The sequence below is a fragment of the Faecalicatena sp. Marseille-Q4148 genome, assembly GCA_018228665.1.
Lineage (GTDB): Bacteria > Bacillota > Clostridia > Lachnospirales > Lachnospiraceae > UBA9414.
In genome coordinates, this window is record CP073692.1 from 3,023,781 (window position 1) to 3,039,529 (window position 15,749).

The window sequence follows — 15,749 nt, forward strand, 5'->3', positions numbered from 1 at the left end:
TTATGAGAGCATTAGAAATTTTGCTGGAACGGCGTTGGATATTAAAGAGTCGGGAAAAAGAATTATATTATCAAATAAAGGATGAACTGGGGACGGTTAAGAAATTCTTGATGGAAAAGTTGGGGTATCAGGTAATCGTGAATCCTTATCTTGTAAAAGTGGAAAAGATGCCGGCGACACCGGAGAACTGGATGGGAATTCAAGAATTTACCCGGAAAATAGAATACATTTTTTTCTGTATGATTTTAATGTTTCTGGAAGAAAAAGAAGCCGAAGAGCAATTTGTGCTTTCAGAACTGACAGAATATATACAGGGGCAGTACAGGGAGGAGCAGATTGACTGGACGATATATCAGTATCGAAGACATTTGATTAAGGTAATTAAGTATTGTGTGAATTGCGGAATCCTGAATTTGAATGATGGAAGTGAAGAGAATTTTGCGAGAGATGATACAAGCGAAGTACTCTATGAAAATACAGGCGTCTCCAGATATTTTATGAAAAATTTCACACAGGATATTATGGGATATACTACGCCGGAAGATTTTGAAAAACAGGAATGGATTGATGTGAACGAAGATCGGGGGATTGTCAGAAGACAGCGGGTGTATCGGAAACTTCTCATGACTATGGGAATGTACAAAAGTCCCGAGACAGAGGAAGATTTTGCCTATGTCCGGAACTACCGCAATATGATTCAGGGCGAGTTGTCGGAGCTTTTTGATTGTGAACTGCATGTGCATAGGACAAGTGCATTTCTTATTTTGGGCGAGGACTGCAGAATGGGAAAATGTTTTCCTGAGGAAAATACATTGTCAGATATCGTGCTTTTGATACATGGCATCATTTCAGACTGGATACAGCAGGGAAGGATTGAAGTGACTGTGGATGAAACAATCGAAATTCCGAAGGAAAAATTTCGGGAGATTCTTGAGGAGTGTAAAGAACGATATGGGAAAGGATTTATAAAAACATATCGTGAAATGACAACAGGAGATTTTTTTGAAAGTGTGCAAAGGTATATGTTGGAACTAGGACTGATTTTTTTAGAAAAAGATATCGTTAGAATCCGTACGGCAGTTGGAAAGATTACAGGACGTTATCCAAAAGAGTTTTTAGAGAACGGAGGAAGAGATGAATAGCAAATGGCAGATACACAGAGTAGGACTCGTGGATTTTTGGTATTATGATGAAGAAGAATTTTATTTTTTGGACGGAAGGATGCTGCTGAGAGGAGCCAATGGTTCCGGGAAATCTGTTACGATGCAGAGTTTTATACCGCTGCTGCTGGATGGAAATATGCGTCCGGAGCGTTTGGATCCATTTGGTTCCAGAGCTCGTAAAATGGAAAATTATCTTCTGGAAGAAAATGATGAACGGGAAGAGCGGACCGGGTATCTGTATATGGAAATGAAGCGGACGGAAAGTGATGAATTTTTGACGCTTGGAATTGGAATGAGAGCGCGTAAAAATAAGAAAATGGAGTCGTGGTATTTTTGTCTGACAGATGGACGGAGAGTTGGAAAGGATTTTTATCTGTATAAAGAAGGACAGAGCAAGATTGCCTGTACCAAGCTGGAGCTTCGAAATCGGATTGGAGACGGCGGACGCGTGATGGAGACGCAGGGAGAATATGCCCAGTGCGTAAACCGGATTTTATTTGGATTTGAAACGCAGGAAGAATATAAGGAGTTACTGGATCTATTGATTCAGCTGAGAACGCCAAAGCTATCAAAGGATTTTAAGCCAACAGTGATCAATGAGATTCTAAGCAGTTCGTTACAGACTCTTTCAGAAGATGATCTGCGTCCGATGTCTGAGGCAATTGAAAATATGGACGGCTTGAAAACAAATCTGGATACATTGGATGAAAGTATTGGGGCGGCAGGTCAGATAGAAAAAGTATATGATCAGTATAATGAAATTATGTTATATGATAAAGCATTATTGTTTCGAAAGTCGGTAGAAGAATACGATAGTTTTAGAAAACAGGCAGAACAGCTGAGGCAGGAAATTGATGACTGTAAACGAATGCGGGAGAAAGAAGAGAAACATTATATTGAATTAAAACAAGAACAAAAAATTTGTCAAGCGGAAAAGGAATCTCTGTCTGATAGTGATACAGTGAAGTTAAAGCAGCGGGAGGTTGAAATCCGAAGTCAATTAGAAGAGTTAAAAAAGAATATTACCGGGAAACAGCAGCAAGAAGAGGAGAAAAAAGAAAAATATCAGGAAACAGAGCAGAGAATGAAACTTCAATTTCAGAAAAATGAAATGCTTTGGGAGGAAATTGAAAACAGTTTGGAGTATATGGAGGAAGAGATAGAGGGGATTCCTTTTGATGAATTTGTATTTATGAAGAAAGAGCTGATAGAGCAGAAAGGGGAACAGTATTCTTTTCAATCTCATTCGGAATTATTAAAGGATTATATAGAAAAAGTTCATCTTGGAAAAACGACGCTGGAAGAAGAAAAGGGGTGTCAGGAAAGATATAGTAAATTTTTGCAGGAATTGGACACATATCAGGAAGAAAAGAACGGAGCAGAACGAGAAGTCTTTCAATATGAAAATCAGTTCCATGAAGTAAAACAGGAGACAATTGAATCAGTTTACCATTGGGAAAAGGAGAATACGGAGTTACATTTGCAGTCAGAGATATTGCAGGAAATGGCAAGAGAGATTGAGAAGTACACAACGGAAACGGATTATTGGGATATCCGCGGATTGGCAAATGGTGAATTTGAGCGGAAAAATCAGGAACTTTCAGGCGAGATTTTGCGGCTGAGCAGGGAATTATCCGATAAGCGTTTGGAGAAAGAAGAAATTTACGAAGAACTGGAACAGTGGAAGGAGCAAAAGGAACCGGAGCCGGAATGCAGTGAAGCGGTGGAAAAGAATCGACGTCTTTTGGAAGAAAAAGAAATTCCATATTTACAGCTGTATAAAGTAATTGATTTTGACAGTAAATTGGATGAATCACAACGGGCATATCTGGAAGAGGCGCTATTGCATATGGGAATATTGGATGCGTTGATTGTTTCGGAAGAATATAGAGAACAGGTGCTGGCGTTGGATGCAGGGGGATGCGATCGCTATATTTTCAGTGACGCTGCATATGTAAGAAATAACATTATGGATTTTCTGGATGTAGACAATGAAGAAGAGGATATTCTCCTGTATCAGAATGTTTCCCGCATATTAACGGCAATTGGATGGAAAGAACAGGGTGAAGCGGCAATAAATGAATCTGTAGAAAAAAATAGGACATGGATTGATAGAAAAGGAAATTATGGAATTGGAATCATCGAAGGAACGATTACGAAAAATTATACTCCATGTTTTATAGGAGCTTCTGCAAGAGAACAGTATCGCATAAAGAAGATACAGGAACTGGAAGCAGAAAGTCAGAGACTGGAAGATATCATTCAAATAGTGGAAGAAGAAATTACACAATTAAAGGGAAGGAAAAGCCGTCTGGAAACAGAGTGGAAATCATTTCCGAAAGAACAGGATCTGAAGGTTGCGGCAAAAGAATTAGAAAAGAAAAAGAATATTCTGGAAGAGATAGAGTGTAAAGTACAGAACCAGAAAGGCATTGTAGAAAAAGAACGAAAAAGTCTGGATGCGGTTCGGCTGCGGGTGCAGGAAGTATGTCAGAAGTGTTATCTGACACCGCGTTTGGACGTGTTTACGGAAGCGGAAAAGGCTTTGGCGGAGTATAAAGAAGAGCTGATGAGGGTACAGATTTCCTATGGAAATTATAGGAATGGAATTAGTTTTGTAAAGGTGCAGAAGGAATATCTGGAAGGAATTGACGCTGATTTAGATGATATTCGTTACGATTTGAACCACATGATACAAAATGAACGGGAAAAACGAGGAAGTCTAAATTCGGTGCTGGAACAGATTGCTTTGACGGATTATGAGGAAATCAGGGAACGATTGGAACATTGTGTGGAACGATTGGAGAAACTGCCGTTAGAGATCGAGGCGAGTGTTACGCAAAACTCTCATTTGGAAACAAAAGAAAAACAACTCTTGGAAAAATTGGGAGATATAGAGGTTTCAGTCGGAACATCCAGACAGCGGAAAAACAGATTTTGTGCTGCTTTTGGAATGGAGTATCAACTTGGATATGTAGAGTATCAGGCAGCAGTGAGCGATGATCCGGAAGAACAGGCAGAGAAGATATGCAGGATGTTTATGGGAAGCTTTGGAAATAAAAAGCACAGTGAAATTTTGGAGAATCTTCAAAATGTATACCATATGAATAGAGGATATCTGTTGGAATATCAGGTTACACTGCAGTCATTGTTTGAAGAGCTGGATGAGGAGAATGGAGTTTTTGACACAAGTATGAGACGAATTGACATTTCGGCTAAATACAGAGGAATCACGATCAAGTTTAAAGAGTTGATTGCCAGAATGAAGGAAGATGCAGAAGTGCAACGCCGGCTTTTGAGTGATAAGGACAGAGAGCTATTTGAAGACATTCTTGCAAATACAATCAGTAAGAAAATTCGTGGAAAAATTCAGGCTAGTAAGCGGTGGATTGAGAAGATGAATACACTGATGGAGTCTATGAAGACTTCCAGTGGACTTACGCTGAGTCTGCGCTGGAAAAATAAACGGGCAGAGAAAGAAGAGCAGCTGGATACGAGGGAACTTGTAGAACTTCTGCAAAAGGATGCTGAGATTATGCGTCCGGAAGAGGCGCAGCAGTTATCCAGACATTTTCGGTCTAAGATTGAAGAGGCGAGAAAATTTGCAAATGATCTGGGAAATGTGCAGTCATTTCATGCGATTATGAGAAATGTGCTGGATTATCGTCAATGGTTTGAATTTCAATTGGAATGTCAAAAAACAGGAGAGAAGAAAAGGGAGCTGACAGACAGGGTATTCTTTACTTTTAGTGGTGGAGAAAAGGCCATGGCGATGTATGTGCCGTTATTTTCGGCAGTAGTAGCAAAATATGCAGGGGCAAGACAGGATGCACCGTATTTGATTTCACTGGATGAAGCTTTTGCCGGAGTGGATGAGATGAATATTCGAGACATGTTTCGGCTGATGGTGGAGTTTGACTTTAATTTTATGATTAACTCACAGATTCTTTGGGGGGATTATGATACGGTTCCGGGACTGGCAATTTATCAGCTTGTCCGTCCGGAAAATGCAAAATATGTTACGGTTATTCGATATGTTTGGAATGGAAACGTAAAAAGTATGGTGCTGGAAAAGGACTTGAGTCATGGATAAAACAGAGAAAAACAAGTTGTTAGAAGAATGTATGCTGTATTTTAAGGCACGCCCGGTATATCAAAAATTGTTTTTGAAAATGAGGGATAAATATGCCGGTCTTGGACATTTTGGCGGGACAGTATTATTTGCGTCACTGAGTAGAGAAGAGAAAGAGCAATTGGGAGGATTTTTTCAAAGGGATTATACAATTAATAAAACAATAACAATTTCTGCGGATTTAATGAAAAGGTGTCTGGCATCCAGTAAATTTGCGGGACTAACTTGGGAATTGATTCTGGAAACTTATTTTGGAGAGCCGCTGCAAGTAAAAAAGGAAATCGAACTGGCGGAGTCTAAAAGACGAGAAGATTATTTTACGGAGATACTGGAAAGTATTTCTGATGAAAGTGGACGAGAATGGCTGCATCGCGTACTGGAAGAAAAGAAAGAGGGCTATTTGCTTATCATGCAGTTATACAAAGAAAAACCAGAGGAGTTGAGGAACATTTTAACGTATGTAATGACAGGGATTGCAAACCTGAAAGTGTTTCAAGATAAAAGCCAGAAAGAATTGTTACCGGTGTTTTCGGCAAATATTACAGGGAATCCACATTATTTTGATGAAGGGAAGACAGGTGAAAAACTACTCTTTAATTATCTCAGAGAAAGGAACTTCGATTTAAAACAGGAAGGACTTTCCAGAGTGGAATACAAAAACAGAATTTATTATGAGGCGGGGATCCTGAAAGATGAAGTGTCAAATGATGTGCTAGTATATGGGATTCATGGATGGAAACCGGAGGGGAGTCTGCATGAAGGGATTGAAGGTTTTTTTGAGAATCAAGAGCCGGTAAAATTGACTTTACAGACAATCGGAAGATTGGAGAAAGTTTGTGGACAGAGCCAACAGATATATGTTGTAGAAAATCCGGCAGTGTTTTCTGGATTGATAAGAGAGCATCCGGAGCAGACTGTGATTTGTGGGAATGGACAATTGCGTCTGGCAGTGCTTGTTCTTATGGATAAATTCGCATGTGACACCATTTTCTGGTATGCGGGAGATTTTGATCCGGAGGGGCTTTTGATCGCACAGAAGTTAAAACTTCGGTATGGAGAGAGGCTGAAGCTTTGGAAGTATGAGGTGAATTTGTATGAAACATATTTATCGGAAGTAGAACTAAGTGACAGGCGGATAAAGAAGCTAGAGCAGATTTATATTCAAGAACTTCAGGAAATAAAAGAAGTGATGTATAAGAAACGAAGAGCGGCATATCAGGAAAGCATGATGGAAAAGTTCAATGAAATTTTTTAAAATATGATTACATTTACATTCCAATGAGGTTTGGTGGAGAAAGAACGGATTACATTGGTCAATGTTGATAATTGGGGAGGGAGAACTATGGCAGTTTCGAAAGTAAAGTTAAGAATGCTTTACATCATGAAAATATTATTTGAAAAATCGGACGAAAGGCATACGCTTTCGGCGACCGATATCAATCGACTGCTTCAGAACTATGGAATGGAGGCAGATCGCAAGACTGTTTATAGTGATATTGAGACATTGAGAGAGTTTCACATTGATATTATACAAGTAAAAGGAACAAATGGTGGACATTATATCGGCAGCAGAGAATTTGAATTACCGGAATTAAAGCTGCTTGTGGATGCTGTACAGGCTTCTAAATTTATTAGTTGTAAAAAGTCAGAGGAATTGATTCGGAAACTAGAAAATCTGACTAATGAATACGATGCCAAATTGTTACAGCGAAATGTGTTTATTTACAATCGTTCCAAGACAGGAAATGAAACTATTTATTATAATGTAAATGAAATACATACAGCGATATTAGAAAATCATCAAATCAGGTATCAATATGCGGAGTGGACGGTGCAGAAAAAGTTGGTGCCAAAGAAAAATGGAGCCATATATACAGTAAGTCCGTGGGCGCTTACATGGGATGCTGAAAAATATTATCTGATTGCATATGATGAAGCAGAAGATGTTATCAAGCATTACAGGGTGGATAAAATGCAACAGGTTCAATCGATTGAAAAAGAGCGTGTGGGCAGAGAGCTGTTTCAGAAATTTGATTTGGCTGAATTTGCAAAGAAAACATTTGGAATGTACGGAGGGAAAGAAGTTGAGGTAACTTTAATTTGTCGCAACGAATTAGTTGGTGTCATTATAGATCGTTTTGGCAAGGAAACGAGTTTGGTTCCAATAGATGCAGAGCATTTTCGAGTACATCTATTGGTGGCGGTAAGCAGTCAATTTTTTGGATGGCTGACTGGTATTGGAAAGAAAATGAAGATAGAATCTCCAGAATTTGTGAAAACAGAATACAAAAAATATCTGCAGGAGATTTTGCAGGAGTATTAGAATGTGTGGGTGTACAGATTTTTGTACACCTTATTTTTTATTATTAATGTATCAAAGAGAACGATTTTGAGGAGGAGATATTCATGAAGGAAAAGTACATTACGATTGTTGGATTTAATCATTATTACGGAGTTACACCATTTAAGATTGGGAAAAAGATCAAATGTGTCAAAGAACCAAATAATCCATATGATGGAGAAGCAATTAAAGCTACAATGAAGCAGATTGGGACGGTTGGTTATGTTGCAAATTCTCCATATACGGTTGCAACCGGGACGAAAAGTGCGGGAGGAATCGCACATAAGGTGAAAAAGAAATTTACGGTAGAAGTGATGTTTATTACAAGAACAAAAGTGATTTGTAAAGTGATAGATGGATTTAAAGAGAAGAAAAAGATGGATTTAGCGGAGAAGGAAGCAGGAACACCTAGAGAGTGTGAAGTAGTTAAATGATGGAAGATTTCATATCTCATGTTGGGGTTTATCTTTATACACTTAAAAAAATGCGTTATAATATGAAAAAATGGTAAGGGAGGTTGCTGTTATGGTGAAAGGAAATGGGAAATTTGATTTTAATAAGTTGGTTAAGTTTTCAATGCCGTCCAGAGCTAATCACGCATCTAAGATTAAAGTAGACTTGAAGGGAGAGGTTTATTTTAGTAAATCAATCATAGATGGTGTGCGTCGAGATAATGAAGGAATGAAAGTTGACTTTCGACATTCGGAGGACTATCGTACTATTGCGATTAAACCGGAACAGGAAGGTAATTTTCGAATCCCCAAGGCAGGAACGATGAAATATAAAGAATGGAAAGATGCGATGCAGAATTTTGGATATCTGTTGCCGGCAATTTATTGCGGAGAATGGAATAAGGAGCAGGGAATCTGAATCGGAGTGCTTCAGGAAGTGTCAGAGGCTCCGAAAGTTTAGAAAATGAGGCAGGCCTATGAAAAAACAGCAGGAAATGTCAGCGTATGAATTTGCTCAGATGAACAAATTCGTACATCGTTTGTATAAGCAATACGGACAAGGATTAGAGTGGGAAGAATGTCAGAGTATTGCATGGTTAGAATATATAAAGACACGAAAAGAGCCGGGGGAATTCTATAACAGAGAATTACTGTGGATAAATGCGAGAAAGGCCATTGTGGAAGCGTTCCAGAAAGAACGGAAGAGCAGGAATTGTAAATACAGGCTGGAAGGAATGTTATCGCTGGATATGACATTTGCGGAAGGAAAGGAGCCTGTTTATTCAAGACTATTTCCGATACAGGGAAATTTTGTAAATACAAGTTGTTTTTGGATGGATATGAGAAACTGTGGAGAATTATCGTATCAGATTCTGCGGCATCTTTATCGCGGAGAGGAAGACTGGGAAATTATTCGGGCGCTTCGGCTTACGATAGATCAGTATTTTCAAATAAAGTATGAACTGCGGGAAATGCTTATGGAATATGAAGAATTCTCAGATGCAGAGATTTAGGAAAAGTATAGAGGATACCGGGAGAAAAGTGAGGGCTTGAAAATGTTGCTGATAATAGTTTTTGGAGGAATAGAATTGCTTTTTTTAAAGCTTTGTTACAACAAACTGCTAAAACCGGAATTATTGGGACTGCATTTGGGGAGAGAGTTAAGAAGAGCAGGCGTTAATCTGATACGTCTGCCGTTTTTATATTTGGCAGAAAGCTTTTCGAAAGGAATTGGACGGGAAAGGGAACAACATCAGGAAATACATATAGAAATGGAGAAAGCAATAGAGCTTTTTGGGATGGAATTTATCATTATATTATGTTATCCGATGATTTTGTCAGTGCTTGTATCGGGTGCAGCAAAAGATATGGGAATTTGGATGGCTTTATTTATTGGCTTTGCAGGAGAAAGTAGTATTTTAAAGCAGATTTATGGAACAGTTAGAAATAAAAGGCAGAGTTTAGTTTTTTATTTGGGAAATCTGCCGGAATGGAATGATTTGGTTCAAACTATATGAAGAGAAAGAAGAAATGTTTTGTCTGTTAAGAAGTTTACATATATGATTTTGCTTGTAATGCTCGGATTTAGCATGATGATTAGTACATGGAAGCTATATCAGATTCTACCGTCAAAGGCAGCTTTTTTCGTGTGCACAGCAGGGGGAATATGGATTTTGTTTCATGAAATGAGACAGAAAAAGAAACAAGTGGATCAGGAGATTTTAGTTGAAGGGGAGGAGTTGAGCAAGTATCGGGAAGAAATGGAAGATTTGTGTGGTCAGATGCACATTCAGAATCTTCTTCTTGAAGAATGTGAAAGGGAAATTGCGGCGTCGGTGTCTAAAGAAGCGAGTGGCAGATGGCATATACTTGTTGGAAGAGGTACTATTTCGGAGCTGCAGAAGAGTAATTTGGAATCTGCCGGAATGAAAATGATTTTGGCACATGAGTTGATACATATTAAATACCGGGATGATAAAAATATGGGGTTGAGAAAAGCAGCATTCGGCTCATTGGTACTGATCTATGTATGTTTGATTGTCTGTGCCGTAGTGTTGCAATCTGGTCTGGCAGCAGAGATTTCTCTATGTTTTGGATGTTTGCTAGTGGTACATTTGTTAGCGAGCAGTATTTATGCAAATAAAAAATATTGGAAGCAGCTGGCAGAATTAAGGGCAGGTAAATTGGGAATGGAATTGGATGAAATTAGTGTAGATGAGTGGAAAGAGATCAATCAGATTCTGATGAAGAAAAAGGATTATACGAAGGAATATTTTGAAAATGATAGAAATAAATTGTTTGGATATTATTTAAAATATGGAGAAAGTAATGGATATCCTTGTTGGGAAAGAAGAGTGAAGGCTATTGAAAAAGAGAATAGGTGGGGCTGTTATTTCTATTTTTGGCTGTTTGGGGAAATTTTGACAGGGCTGTTGCGAAAAGAAGGGTGGTATGGACGATGAGTGACAGGCTTATTATGAAGGGTTCCAAGAAAATGGTATTGGAGCAGATGGAACAGTTATCACTTTTTGAAGATGTGGAACGGGTTTTTCAGAGTCTGGAATTATGGGCAGAGGTTTTTCCGGAAGATGAAACATTTATTCGCAAAAGAAGTGATCATAGTGAGAATGGTTATATGTTGCCGGGATTTGATTATTATATTAATATGAAGAAAAGTTTCCTTATATTTTTAGCGTGGCTTCTTGATACAAATCTGACAGCAGGCGGTATAGAACTGCTGTTGACGCTGTTAGGGGTGCCAGACGGGATAATTTTAAAAATTTGTGAAGACAATGGAGAGAAATGTATTGCGAAAGAATTGTTTCATCAGAAAAAGAAGCGGGCAACGAAACGAATCCTGCAGGGAATGAAGGGAGAATGTTGTAACAATCAATATGAATGCCGGTATCGTCAGGAAGGAAAATGTCTTTGCGACGAAGAAGAAACGAAAGAAATTTTAGAGCGATTTGCAGAAAGAGGAATTGTTAAAAAGTTTGGAAGCTATTATCAATATCAGATTTAAGAAAGCTATTTTCTTTTAGAAAGGGGATTGATGAAATGAGATTGAAGAACATATTAATTGTCGTAGAAGATATTGAGAAATCGAAACAGTTTTATCATGATTTATTTGGATTGGATACGATATTAGAGCAAGAGGGAAATCTAATGTTAACGGAAGGGCTTGTGCTTCAGGAGAAGAAGATCTGGAAAGAGGCGTTGGGCAAAGAGGTAATTCCAAACAATAATGCCTGCGCTTTGTATTTTGAAGAAACGGATTTAGATAGGCTTCTTCAGAAACTGGAACACAGCTATCCTTCTGTTCAGTATGTGAATCAGTTAGAAACATTTAGTTGGGGACAAAAAATGGTTCGGTTTTATGATCCGGACGGTAATCTGATTGAAGTTAGAACTCCTATAGTATAATATAGTGTATATAGAGGAACAGGGGATTATGCAGCGATAGAAACCAGTCAATTAAGAAAAGGGAGATAATTATGTATCGGATTAAAAATTTTATGGAAAATGATGATGTGAATGTAATTGATTCTTTAGGAGCATTTTCGGTAGTAGAATATCAAAAAGATTTGAGTGTGATGCCGGAGACTGCTATGGAAGCATATTATGCAAGTCAGATGAATGTGCGTAAGAGACAGGTTGTCTGTGATGTGGCAAAAGCAAATGTGACAGTGCAGGCAGGAGCGATGCAGTGGATGGTCGGAGATGTGAAGGCGACGACAGGATTGAAAGGTGTGGGAGATTTATTTGGGAAGGCAGTCCGTGGTTCTGTGACGGGAGAATCTGCTATCAAACCGGAGTATACCGGAAGTGGAACGCTTGTATTAGAACCGACTTATAAGCATATTCTCCTGGTAGATTTGGATGACTGGAATGGTTCTATTGTTTTGGATGACGGATTGTTTCTTGCCTGTGAAGCCACATTGAAACATAAGGCGGTGATGCGCTCTAATTTTTCTTCTGCAGTTGCCGGCAATGAAGGTCTGTTTAACCTGGGAATTCAGGGAAGAGGAGTTGTTTGTCTGGAATCACCTTGTCCAAGAGAAGAATTGGTAGAGATTACATTGGAAAAAGATGTTCTAAAAGTAGATGGAAACTTTGCGATTGCATGGAGCGGAAGTCTTGATTTTACAGTAGAACGCTCTGGAAAGAGTTTGATTGGATCCGCGGCATCCGGAGAAGGTCTGGTAAATGTATATCGTGGAACGGGAAAAGTTTTGCTGGTACCTGTGCGGTAATATTTGGAAAAAGGAGGAACGGTATGAATCGAGCGAAGGAAGCATGTCACTGTAAAAATGTGACATATGGAATGATTGAAGATGCTGTGAAAGCGGGGGCAAGTACCTTTGAAGAAGTGCAGCAGATGACAAAGTTTGGGACAGGCTGTGGAAAATGTCAGGATTTTATTCGATGTTTTGTGCGGGATTTGGTAGAGGAGCGTGACCGGTAAATGAAATTATCAGAAATGACAGAATGGATCCGTGAAATTCCATTTCAGGAGATGGAAGGAGTTTCCATTGGGCATGCTGAGGATGATGAGGCAAAGACAGGAGTCAGTGTGCTTTATTTTGAAAATGGAGCACAGACCGGATGCGATATCAGCGGAGGCGGGCCGGCTTCCAGAGAAACACCGCTGACAGATAGTATGACTGCAGACAATCCGCTGAATGCAGTTGTACTTTCTGGCGGGAGTGCATTTGGACTGGCTGCAAGCGATGGAGTTATGAAATGTCTGGAAGAGCGTGGGATTGGATTTGCTACCGGTTATGCGCGTGTACCGCTTGTGTGCCAGTCATGTATTTATGATCTTGGATATGGACGAAATGATGTGCGTCCAGGCGCTGAGATGGGATATGCAGCCTGTGAGCGTGCATTGAAAGGCAGTGATACTAAGATGGGAAATGTTGGCGCCGGTATTGGAGCCAGCGTTGGAAAATTATGTGGAATGCGTCAGGCATCCAAGTCGGGCCTTGGAATTCATGCAGTTCAGATGGGAGCATTAAAATTTGCGGCAGTTGTTGTTGTGAATGCATTTGGCGATGTGTATGATCCGGACAGCGGAGAAAAACTGGCTGGTTTGATGGATTCGAAGCGTGAGAGTTTTGAGGATATCGGAAGACAGTTTTGCCAGATGGTAATGGCGCCGACAAGTTTGTTTCAAACAGCGGAAAATAAAGAGAAAGTCTGGAATGATGAGGCACGGATGAATACGACAATCGGTTGTGTGATAACGAATGCCAAGTTCGATAAGGCGAAACTAAATAAAATTGCGTCAATGACAAGAAATGCTTATGCCAGATGTATTGAACCGGTTGGAACGATGGCAGATGGAGACAGTATTTATGCATGCAGTATCGGAAAAGAGACGTGTGATATAAATCTTGCGGGATTTCTCAGTGAAAAAGTGATGGAGCAGGCGATTGTGAAAGCGGTCCGTATGTCAGTGATTCCGGAGGAAGAATTTTTGAGCCATTGCTTATAACAATAATGTTTCCATAGATCTGATATGATTTATCTAAGCAAGAAAGTGAAGGAGACAAGAACGAATATGGCAGAACAAATTTATTTTGACAATGGGAGTACGTCATTTTCAAAGGCGCCCGGGGTTGCAGAGGCGATGTTTGAGCATTTGAAGAAGGGTGCTTACAACATTAACTTGGTATTGAGACAGATTATACGGACAGTGATGCGCAGCAGCTTCGAACAAGAATCAGCGCGTTTATTGAAATGCTTAATAACTAGTGGTAGAATGATATGAAAGAAACGGTGCATTATGTATTGTTCCCGAATCATGACAATGGAATGCGTCTCCACCGTGCGCTGCGGGCAGCAGGGCTGAAGTCTCAGATTTCACCGACGCCCAGGCAGGCAAGCAAGTGCTGCGGGATTTCGCTGATTGTAAAAGAAGAGGAGTTGGAGCAGGTAAAGGCGTGTATTCGGGAGAAGGGTGTGGAGATAATTGGGATTACAGCCCTTGAAAAAGATGTGAATCCAAACAGAGATCAGTATTGTTAAGAGGAGGAAAGAAAGATGAATCAGGAAGCGGTTAATTTTGTAAAAGAAAAAACAGAAGAACTGATTGCTGCATTTTCCTGCAGTGCAGAGGCAAAAGCAGCAGCACAGGCCTGGCTTGATGCACTTGGAACAGAGCGTCAGGAAGAAGAGACAAAGAAATATATTGCAGAGCTTGAGGAAGATATCGTGACGGTGGATGGTCTGATCGCATTTGCAGAGTCAGAAGCAGGTGCAGGTGTATTTGGTGCGGATCATGCAAAAGAAGTGGCAGCCCACGCAAGGGAAATCAAAGCAGCAGGAGCAAAATACTGTGATTGTCCGGCATGTGCAGCGGTAGAAGCAATTTTGGAGAGAAAGGATTTGCTGTAAGAAAGACAGATGAAAAAGGAATTTACTTACAGAGATACGATCAAAGCCTGTTATCTTGGGAATTTTTTTCAATCAGCCGGATCAATTTTTGCAGTGCTGTTTATTCCGATTCGCACGTTGTATGGAATTAGTTACACGCAGTTTGCATTGCTGTTGACGATTAATTTTATTACACAGGTATGCAGTGATGTATTGTTTAGCAAACCGGTAGAACGATATGGATTTCGGCGCTTCGCAATTGGAGCGCCGGTTTTAAGTGCACTTGGGCTGTTTTTGTTTGCGATGGCACCGTTTTTGTTTCCCGGGCATCCATTTCCGGGATTTTGCTTTGGAATGTTTGTGTTTGCAGCAGCCGCTGGACTTCAGGAGCTTCTGTTAAGTCCGATTATGGATGCACTTCCGATTCCGGAAGAAGAAAAAGGAAAGCGCATGAGTATGCTGCATTCCTGTTTTGCGTGGGGACAGATTTTTGGAGTACTGACTACTACGCTTTTTGTCTATTTTGCTGAGGCCAAATACTGGCAGGTGATTGCCTGTATCTGGGCGGCTGTTCCGCTTGTGAATGTATGGTTATTTGCGAAAGTTCCACTTTATCAGAAAGTAAGTGGAGCGAAAGCCATGAAAGTGCGGGAACTGTTTCGAAGTCCGGTTTTTTTGCTTGTGATGTTGGCGATCATTACGGGAGGATCTGCTGAAGTTGTAATGGCACAGTGGTCTTCTGCGTTTATAGAACGGGGACTAAATTTGCCGAAAATTTTAGGAGATATGGTTGGTGTCTGTGGTTTTTCTTTAATGCTTGCCATTGGAAGAACTTCTTATGGAATCTGGGGAGACCGGATTTCTATTCATAAAGTTATGATTTTAGGCGCTTCTGCAGGAACCGTTTGTTATGTGATAGCTGCAGTAAGTCATAATCCATGTATTGGAATTGCAGCGTGTATTCTAACAGGACTGTGTGTGAGCCTTCTATGGCCGGGAAGTGTTGTGATTGCAGCGCGGGAACTTCCGTTGGCAGGTGCATCGATGTTTGCCCTTCTGTCTGCCGGAGGAGATGTGGGTGCTTCTGCAGGTTCTTTTCTGATTGGAAGGATTACAGATACAGTTGCGGTATCCGGCGTCACAAATGTATTTGGGATTGCAGGATTGACTCCGGAGCAGGCGGGACTTCGAATCGGTCTGCTGCTTGCAGCTTTGTTTCCACTTGTATGTATTGGGATAAATTATATTATATGGAAAAAAACGGAGAGAGCGAGATAAGCTCT

At 40.1% G+C, this 15,749-nt stretch carries 17 protein-coding genes; all 17 read left to right on the top strand.

What is annotated here, in order from left to right:
• Window positions 1-2 precede the first annotated feature (2 nt).
• The 17 genes from KFE17_14650 (at window position 3) to KFE17_14730 (ending at window position 15,744) form a co-directional block, all read left to right on the top strand.
• The gene (locus KFE17_14650; GenBank protein ID QUO32018.1) at window positions 3-1,142 is read left to right on the top strand and encodes a TIGR02678 family protein; all 1,140 of its coding nucleotides are present in this window, start codon (window positions 3-5) and stop codon (window positions 1,140-1,142) included.
• The gene (locus tag KFE17_14655) at window positions 1,135-5,256 is read left to right on the top strand and encodes a TIGR02680 family protein (GenBank protein ID QUO32019.1); all 4,122 of its coding nucleotides are present in this window, start codon (window positions 1,135-1,137) and stop codon (window positions 5,254-5,256) included. The genes KFE17_14650 and KFE17_14655 overlap by 8 nt, the downstream gene beginning before the upstream one ends.
• Window positions 5,249-6,550, top strand: a complete 1,302-nt coding sequence (locus KFE17_14660) for a DUF2399 domain-containing protein (GenBank protein ID QUO32020.1) — start codon at window positions 5,249-5,251, stop codon at window positions 6,548-6,550. The genes KFE17_14655 and KFE17_14660 overlap by 8 nt, the downstream gene beginning before the upstream one ends.
• Before the next feature lie 87 nt (window positions 6,551-6,637).
• A complete protein-coding gene (locus KFE17_14665; GenBank protein ID QUO32021.1) occupies window positions 6,638-7,618 on the top strand; it encodes a WYL domain-containing protein in 981 nt (326 codons plus the stop codon).
• 83 nt (window positions 7,619-7,701) lie between these two features.
• Entirely contained in the window at window positions 7,702-8,070 is a 369-nt protein-coding gene (locus tag KFE17_14670) for an HIRAN domain-containing protein (protein QUO32022.1), read from the top strand.
• A 91-nt stretch (window positions 8,071-8,161) separates the two neighbouring features.
• A complete protein-coding gene (locus tag KFE17_14675) occupies window positions 8,162-8,506 on the top strand; it encodes a hypothetical protein (GenBank protein QUO32023.1) in 345 nt (114 codons plus the stop codon).
• A 58-nt stretch (window positions 8,507-8,564) separates the two neighbouring features.
• Window positions 8,565-9,101 (top strand): hypothetical protein, encoded by a 537-nt coding sequence (locus KFE17_14680; GenBank protein ID QUO32024.1) that lies wholly within the window; start codon window positions 8,565-8,567, stop codon window positions 9,099-9,101.
• A 75-nt stretch (window positions 9,102-9,176) separates the two neighbouring features.
• On the top strand, window positions 9,177-9,605 hold the full coding sequence (locus tag KFE17_14685; GenBank protein ID QUO32025.1) for a hypothetical protein: 429 nt from the start codon (window positions 9,177-9,179) through the stop codon (window positions 9,603-9,605).
• Window positions 9,606-9,647: 42 nt separating this feature from the next.
• A complete protein-coding gene (locus KFE17_14690; protein ID QUO32026.1) occupies window positions 9,648-10,550 on the top strand; it encodes a M48 family metalloprotease in 903 nt (300 codons plus the stop codon).
• On the top strand, window positions 10,547-11,110 hold the full coding sequence (locus KFE17_14695) for a hypothetical protein (GenBank protein QUO32027.1): 564 nt from the start codon (window positions 10,547-10,549) through the stop codon (window positions 11,108-11,110). Before KFE17_14690 ends, KFE17_14695 begins: the two co-directional genes overlap by 4 nt.
• A 35-nt stretch (window positions 11,111-11,145) precedes the next feature.
• Window positions 11,146-11,511, top strand: a complete 366-nt coding sequence (locus KFE17_14700; GenBank protein ID QUO32028.1) for a VOC family protein — start codon at window positions 11,146-11,148, stop codon at window positions 11,509-11,511.
• 71 nt (window positions 11,512-11,582) lie between these two features.
• Window positions 11,583-12,341, top strand: a complete 759-nt coding sequence (locus tag KFE17_14705) for an AIM24 family protein (protein ID QUO32029.1) — start codon at window positions 11,583-11,585, stop codon at window positions 12,339-12,341.
• 23 nt (window positions 12,342-12,364) lie between these two features.
• Window positions 12,365-12,553: a (2Fe-2S)-binding protein gene (locus KFE17_14710; protein ID QUO32030.1), complete on the top strand. Its 189-nt coding sequence runs from the start codon at window positions 12,365-12,367 to the stop codon at window positions 12,551-12,553.
• 15 nt (window positions 12,554-12,568) lie between these two features.
• Window positions 12,569-13,585: a P1 family peptidase gene (locus KFE17_14715; GenBank protein ID QUO33741.1), complete on the top strand. Its 1,017-nt coding sequence runs from the start codon at window positions 12,569-12,571 to the stop codon at window positions 13,583-13,585.
• 272 nt (window positions 13,586-13,857) lie between these two features.
• Window positions 13,858-14,118, top strand: coding sequence for a DUF3343 domain-containing protein (locus KFE17_14720; protein ID QUO32031.1), 261 nt, complete (start codon window positions 13,858-13,860; stop codon window positions 14,116-14,118).
• 15 nt (window positions 14,119-14,133) lie between these two features.
• A complete protein-coding gene (locus tag KFE17_14725) occupies window positions 14,134-14,487 on the top strand; it encodes a molecular chaperone Hsp90 (protein ID QUO32032.1) in 354 nt (117 codons plus the stop codon).
• A gap of 9 nt (window positions 14,488-14,496) precedes the next feature.
• Window positions 14,497-15,744, top strand: coding sequence for an MFS transporter (locus KFE17_14730; protein QUO32033.1), 1,248 nt, complete (start codon window positions 14,497-14,499; stop codon window positions 15,742-15,744).
• The last annotated feature ends 5 nt before the right edge of the window (window positions 15,745-15,749 follow it).

Coding starts and splice junctions, on each gene's coding strand:
- KFE17_14650 (QUO32018.1), top strand. CDS start 3: ATGAGAGCATTAGAAATTTTGCTGGAACGGCGTTGGATATTAAAGAGT.
- KFE17_14655 (QUO32019.1), top strand. CDS start 1,135: ATGAATAGCAAATGGCAGATACACAGAGTAGGACTCGTGGATTTTTGG.
- KFE17_14660 (QUO32020.1), top strand. CDS start 5,249: ATGGATAAAACAGAGAAAAACAAGTTGTTAGAAGAATGTATGCTGTAT.
- KFE17_14665 (QUO32021.1), top strand. CDS start 6,638: ATGGCAGTTTCGAAAGTAAAGTTAAGAATGCTTTACATCATGAAAATA.
- KFE17_14670 (QUO32022.1), top strand. CDS start 7,702: ATGAAGGAAAAGTACATTACGATTGTTGGATTTAATCATTATTACGGA.
- KFE17_14675 (QUO32023.1), top strand. CDS start 8,162: ATGGTGAAAGGAAATGGGAAATTTGATTTTAATAAGTTGGTTAAGTTT.
- KFE17_14680 (QUO32024.1), top strand. CDS start 8,565: ATGAAAAAACAGCAGGAAATGTCAGCGTATGAATTTGCTCAGATGAAC.
- KFE17_14690 (QUO32026.1), top strand. CDS start 9,648: ATGATTTTGCTTGTAATGCTCGGATTTAGCATGATGATTAGTACATGG.
- KFE17_14695 (QUO32027.1), top strand. CDS start 10,547: ATGAGTGACAGGCTTATTATGAAGGGTTCCAAGAAAATGGTATTGGAG.
- KFE17_14700 (QUO32028.1), top strand. CDS start 11,146: ATGAGATTGAAGAACATATTAATTGTCGTAGAAGATATTGAGAAATCG.
- KFE17_14705 (QUO32029.1), top strand. CDS start 11,583: ATGTATCGGATTAAAAATTTTATGGAAAATGATGATGTGAATGTAATT.
- KFE17_14710 (QUO32030.1), top strand. CDS start 12,365: ATGAATCGAGCGAAGGAAGCATGTCACTGTAAAAATGTGACATATGGA.
- KFE17_14715 (QUO33741.1), top strand. CDS start 12,569: ATGACAGAATGGATCCGTGAAATTCCATTTCAGGAGATGGAAGGAGTT.
- KFE17_14720 (QUO32031.1), top strand. CDS start 13,858: ATGAAAGAAACGGTGCATTATGTATTGTTCCCGAATCATGACAATGGA.
- KFE17_14725 (QUO32032.1), top strand. CDS start 14,134: ATGAATCAGGAAGCGGTTAATTTTGTAAAAGAAAAAACAGAAGAACTG.
- KFE17_14730 (QUO32033.1), top strand. CDS start 14,497: ATGAAAAAGGAATTTACTTACAGAGATACGATCAAAGCCTGTTATCTT.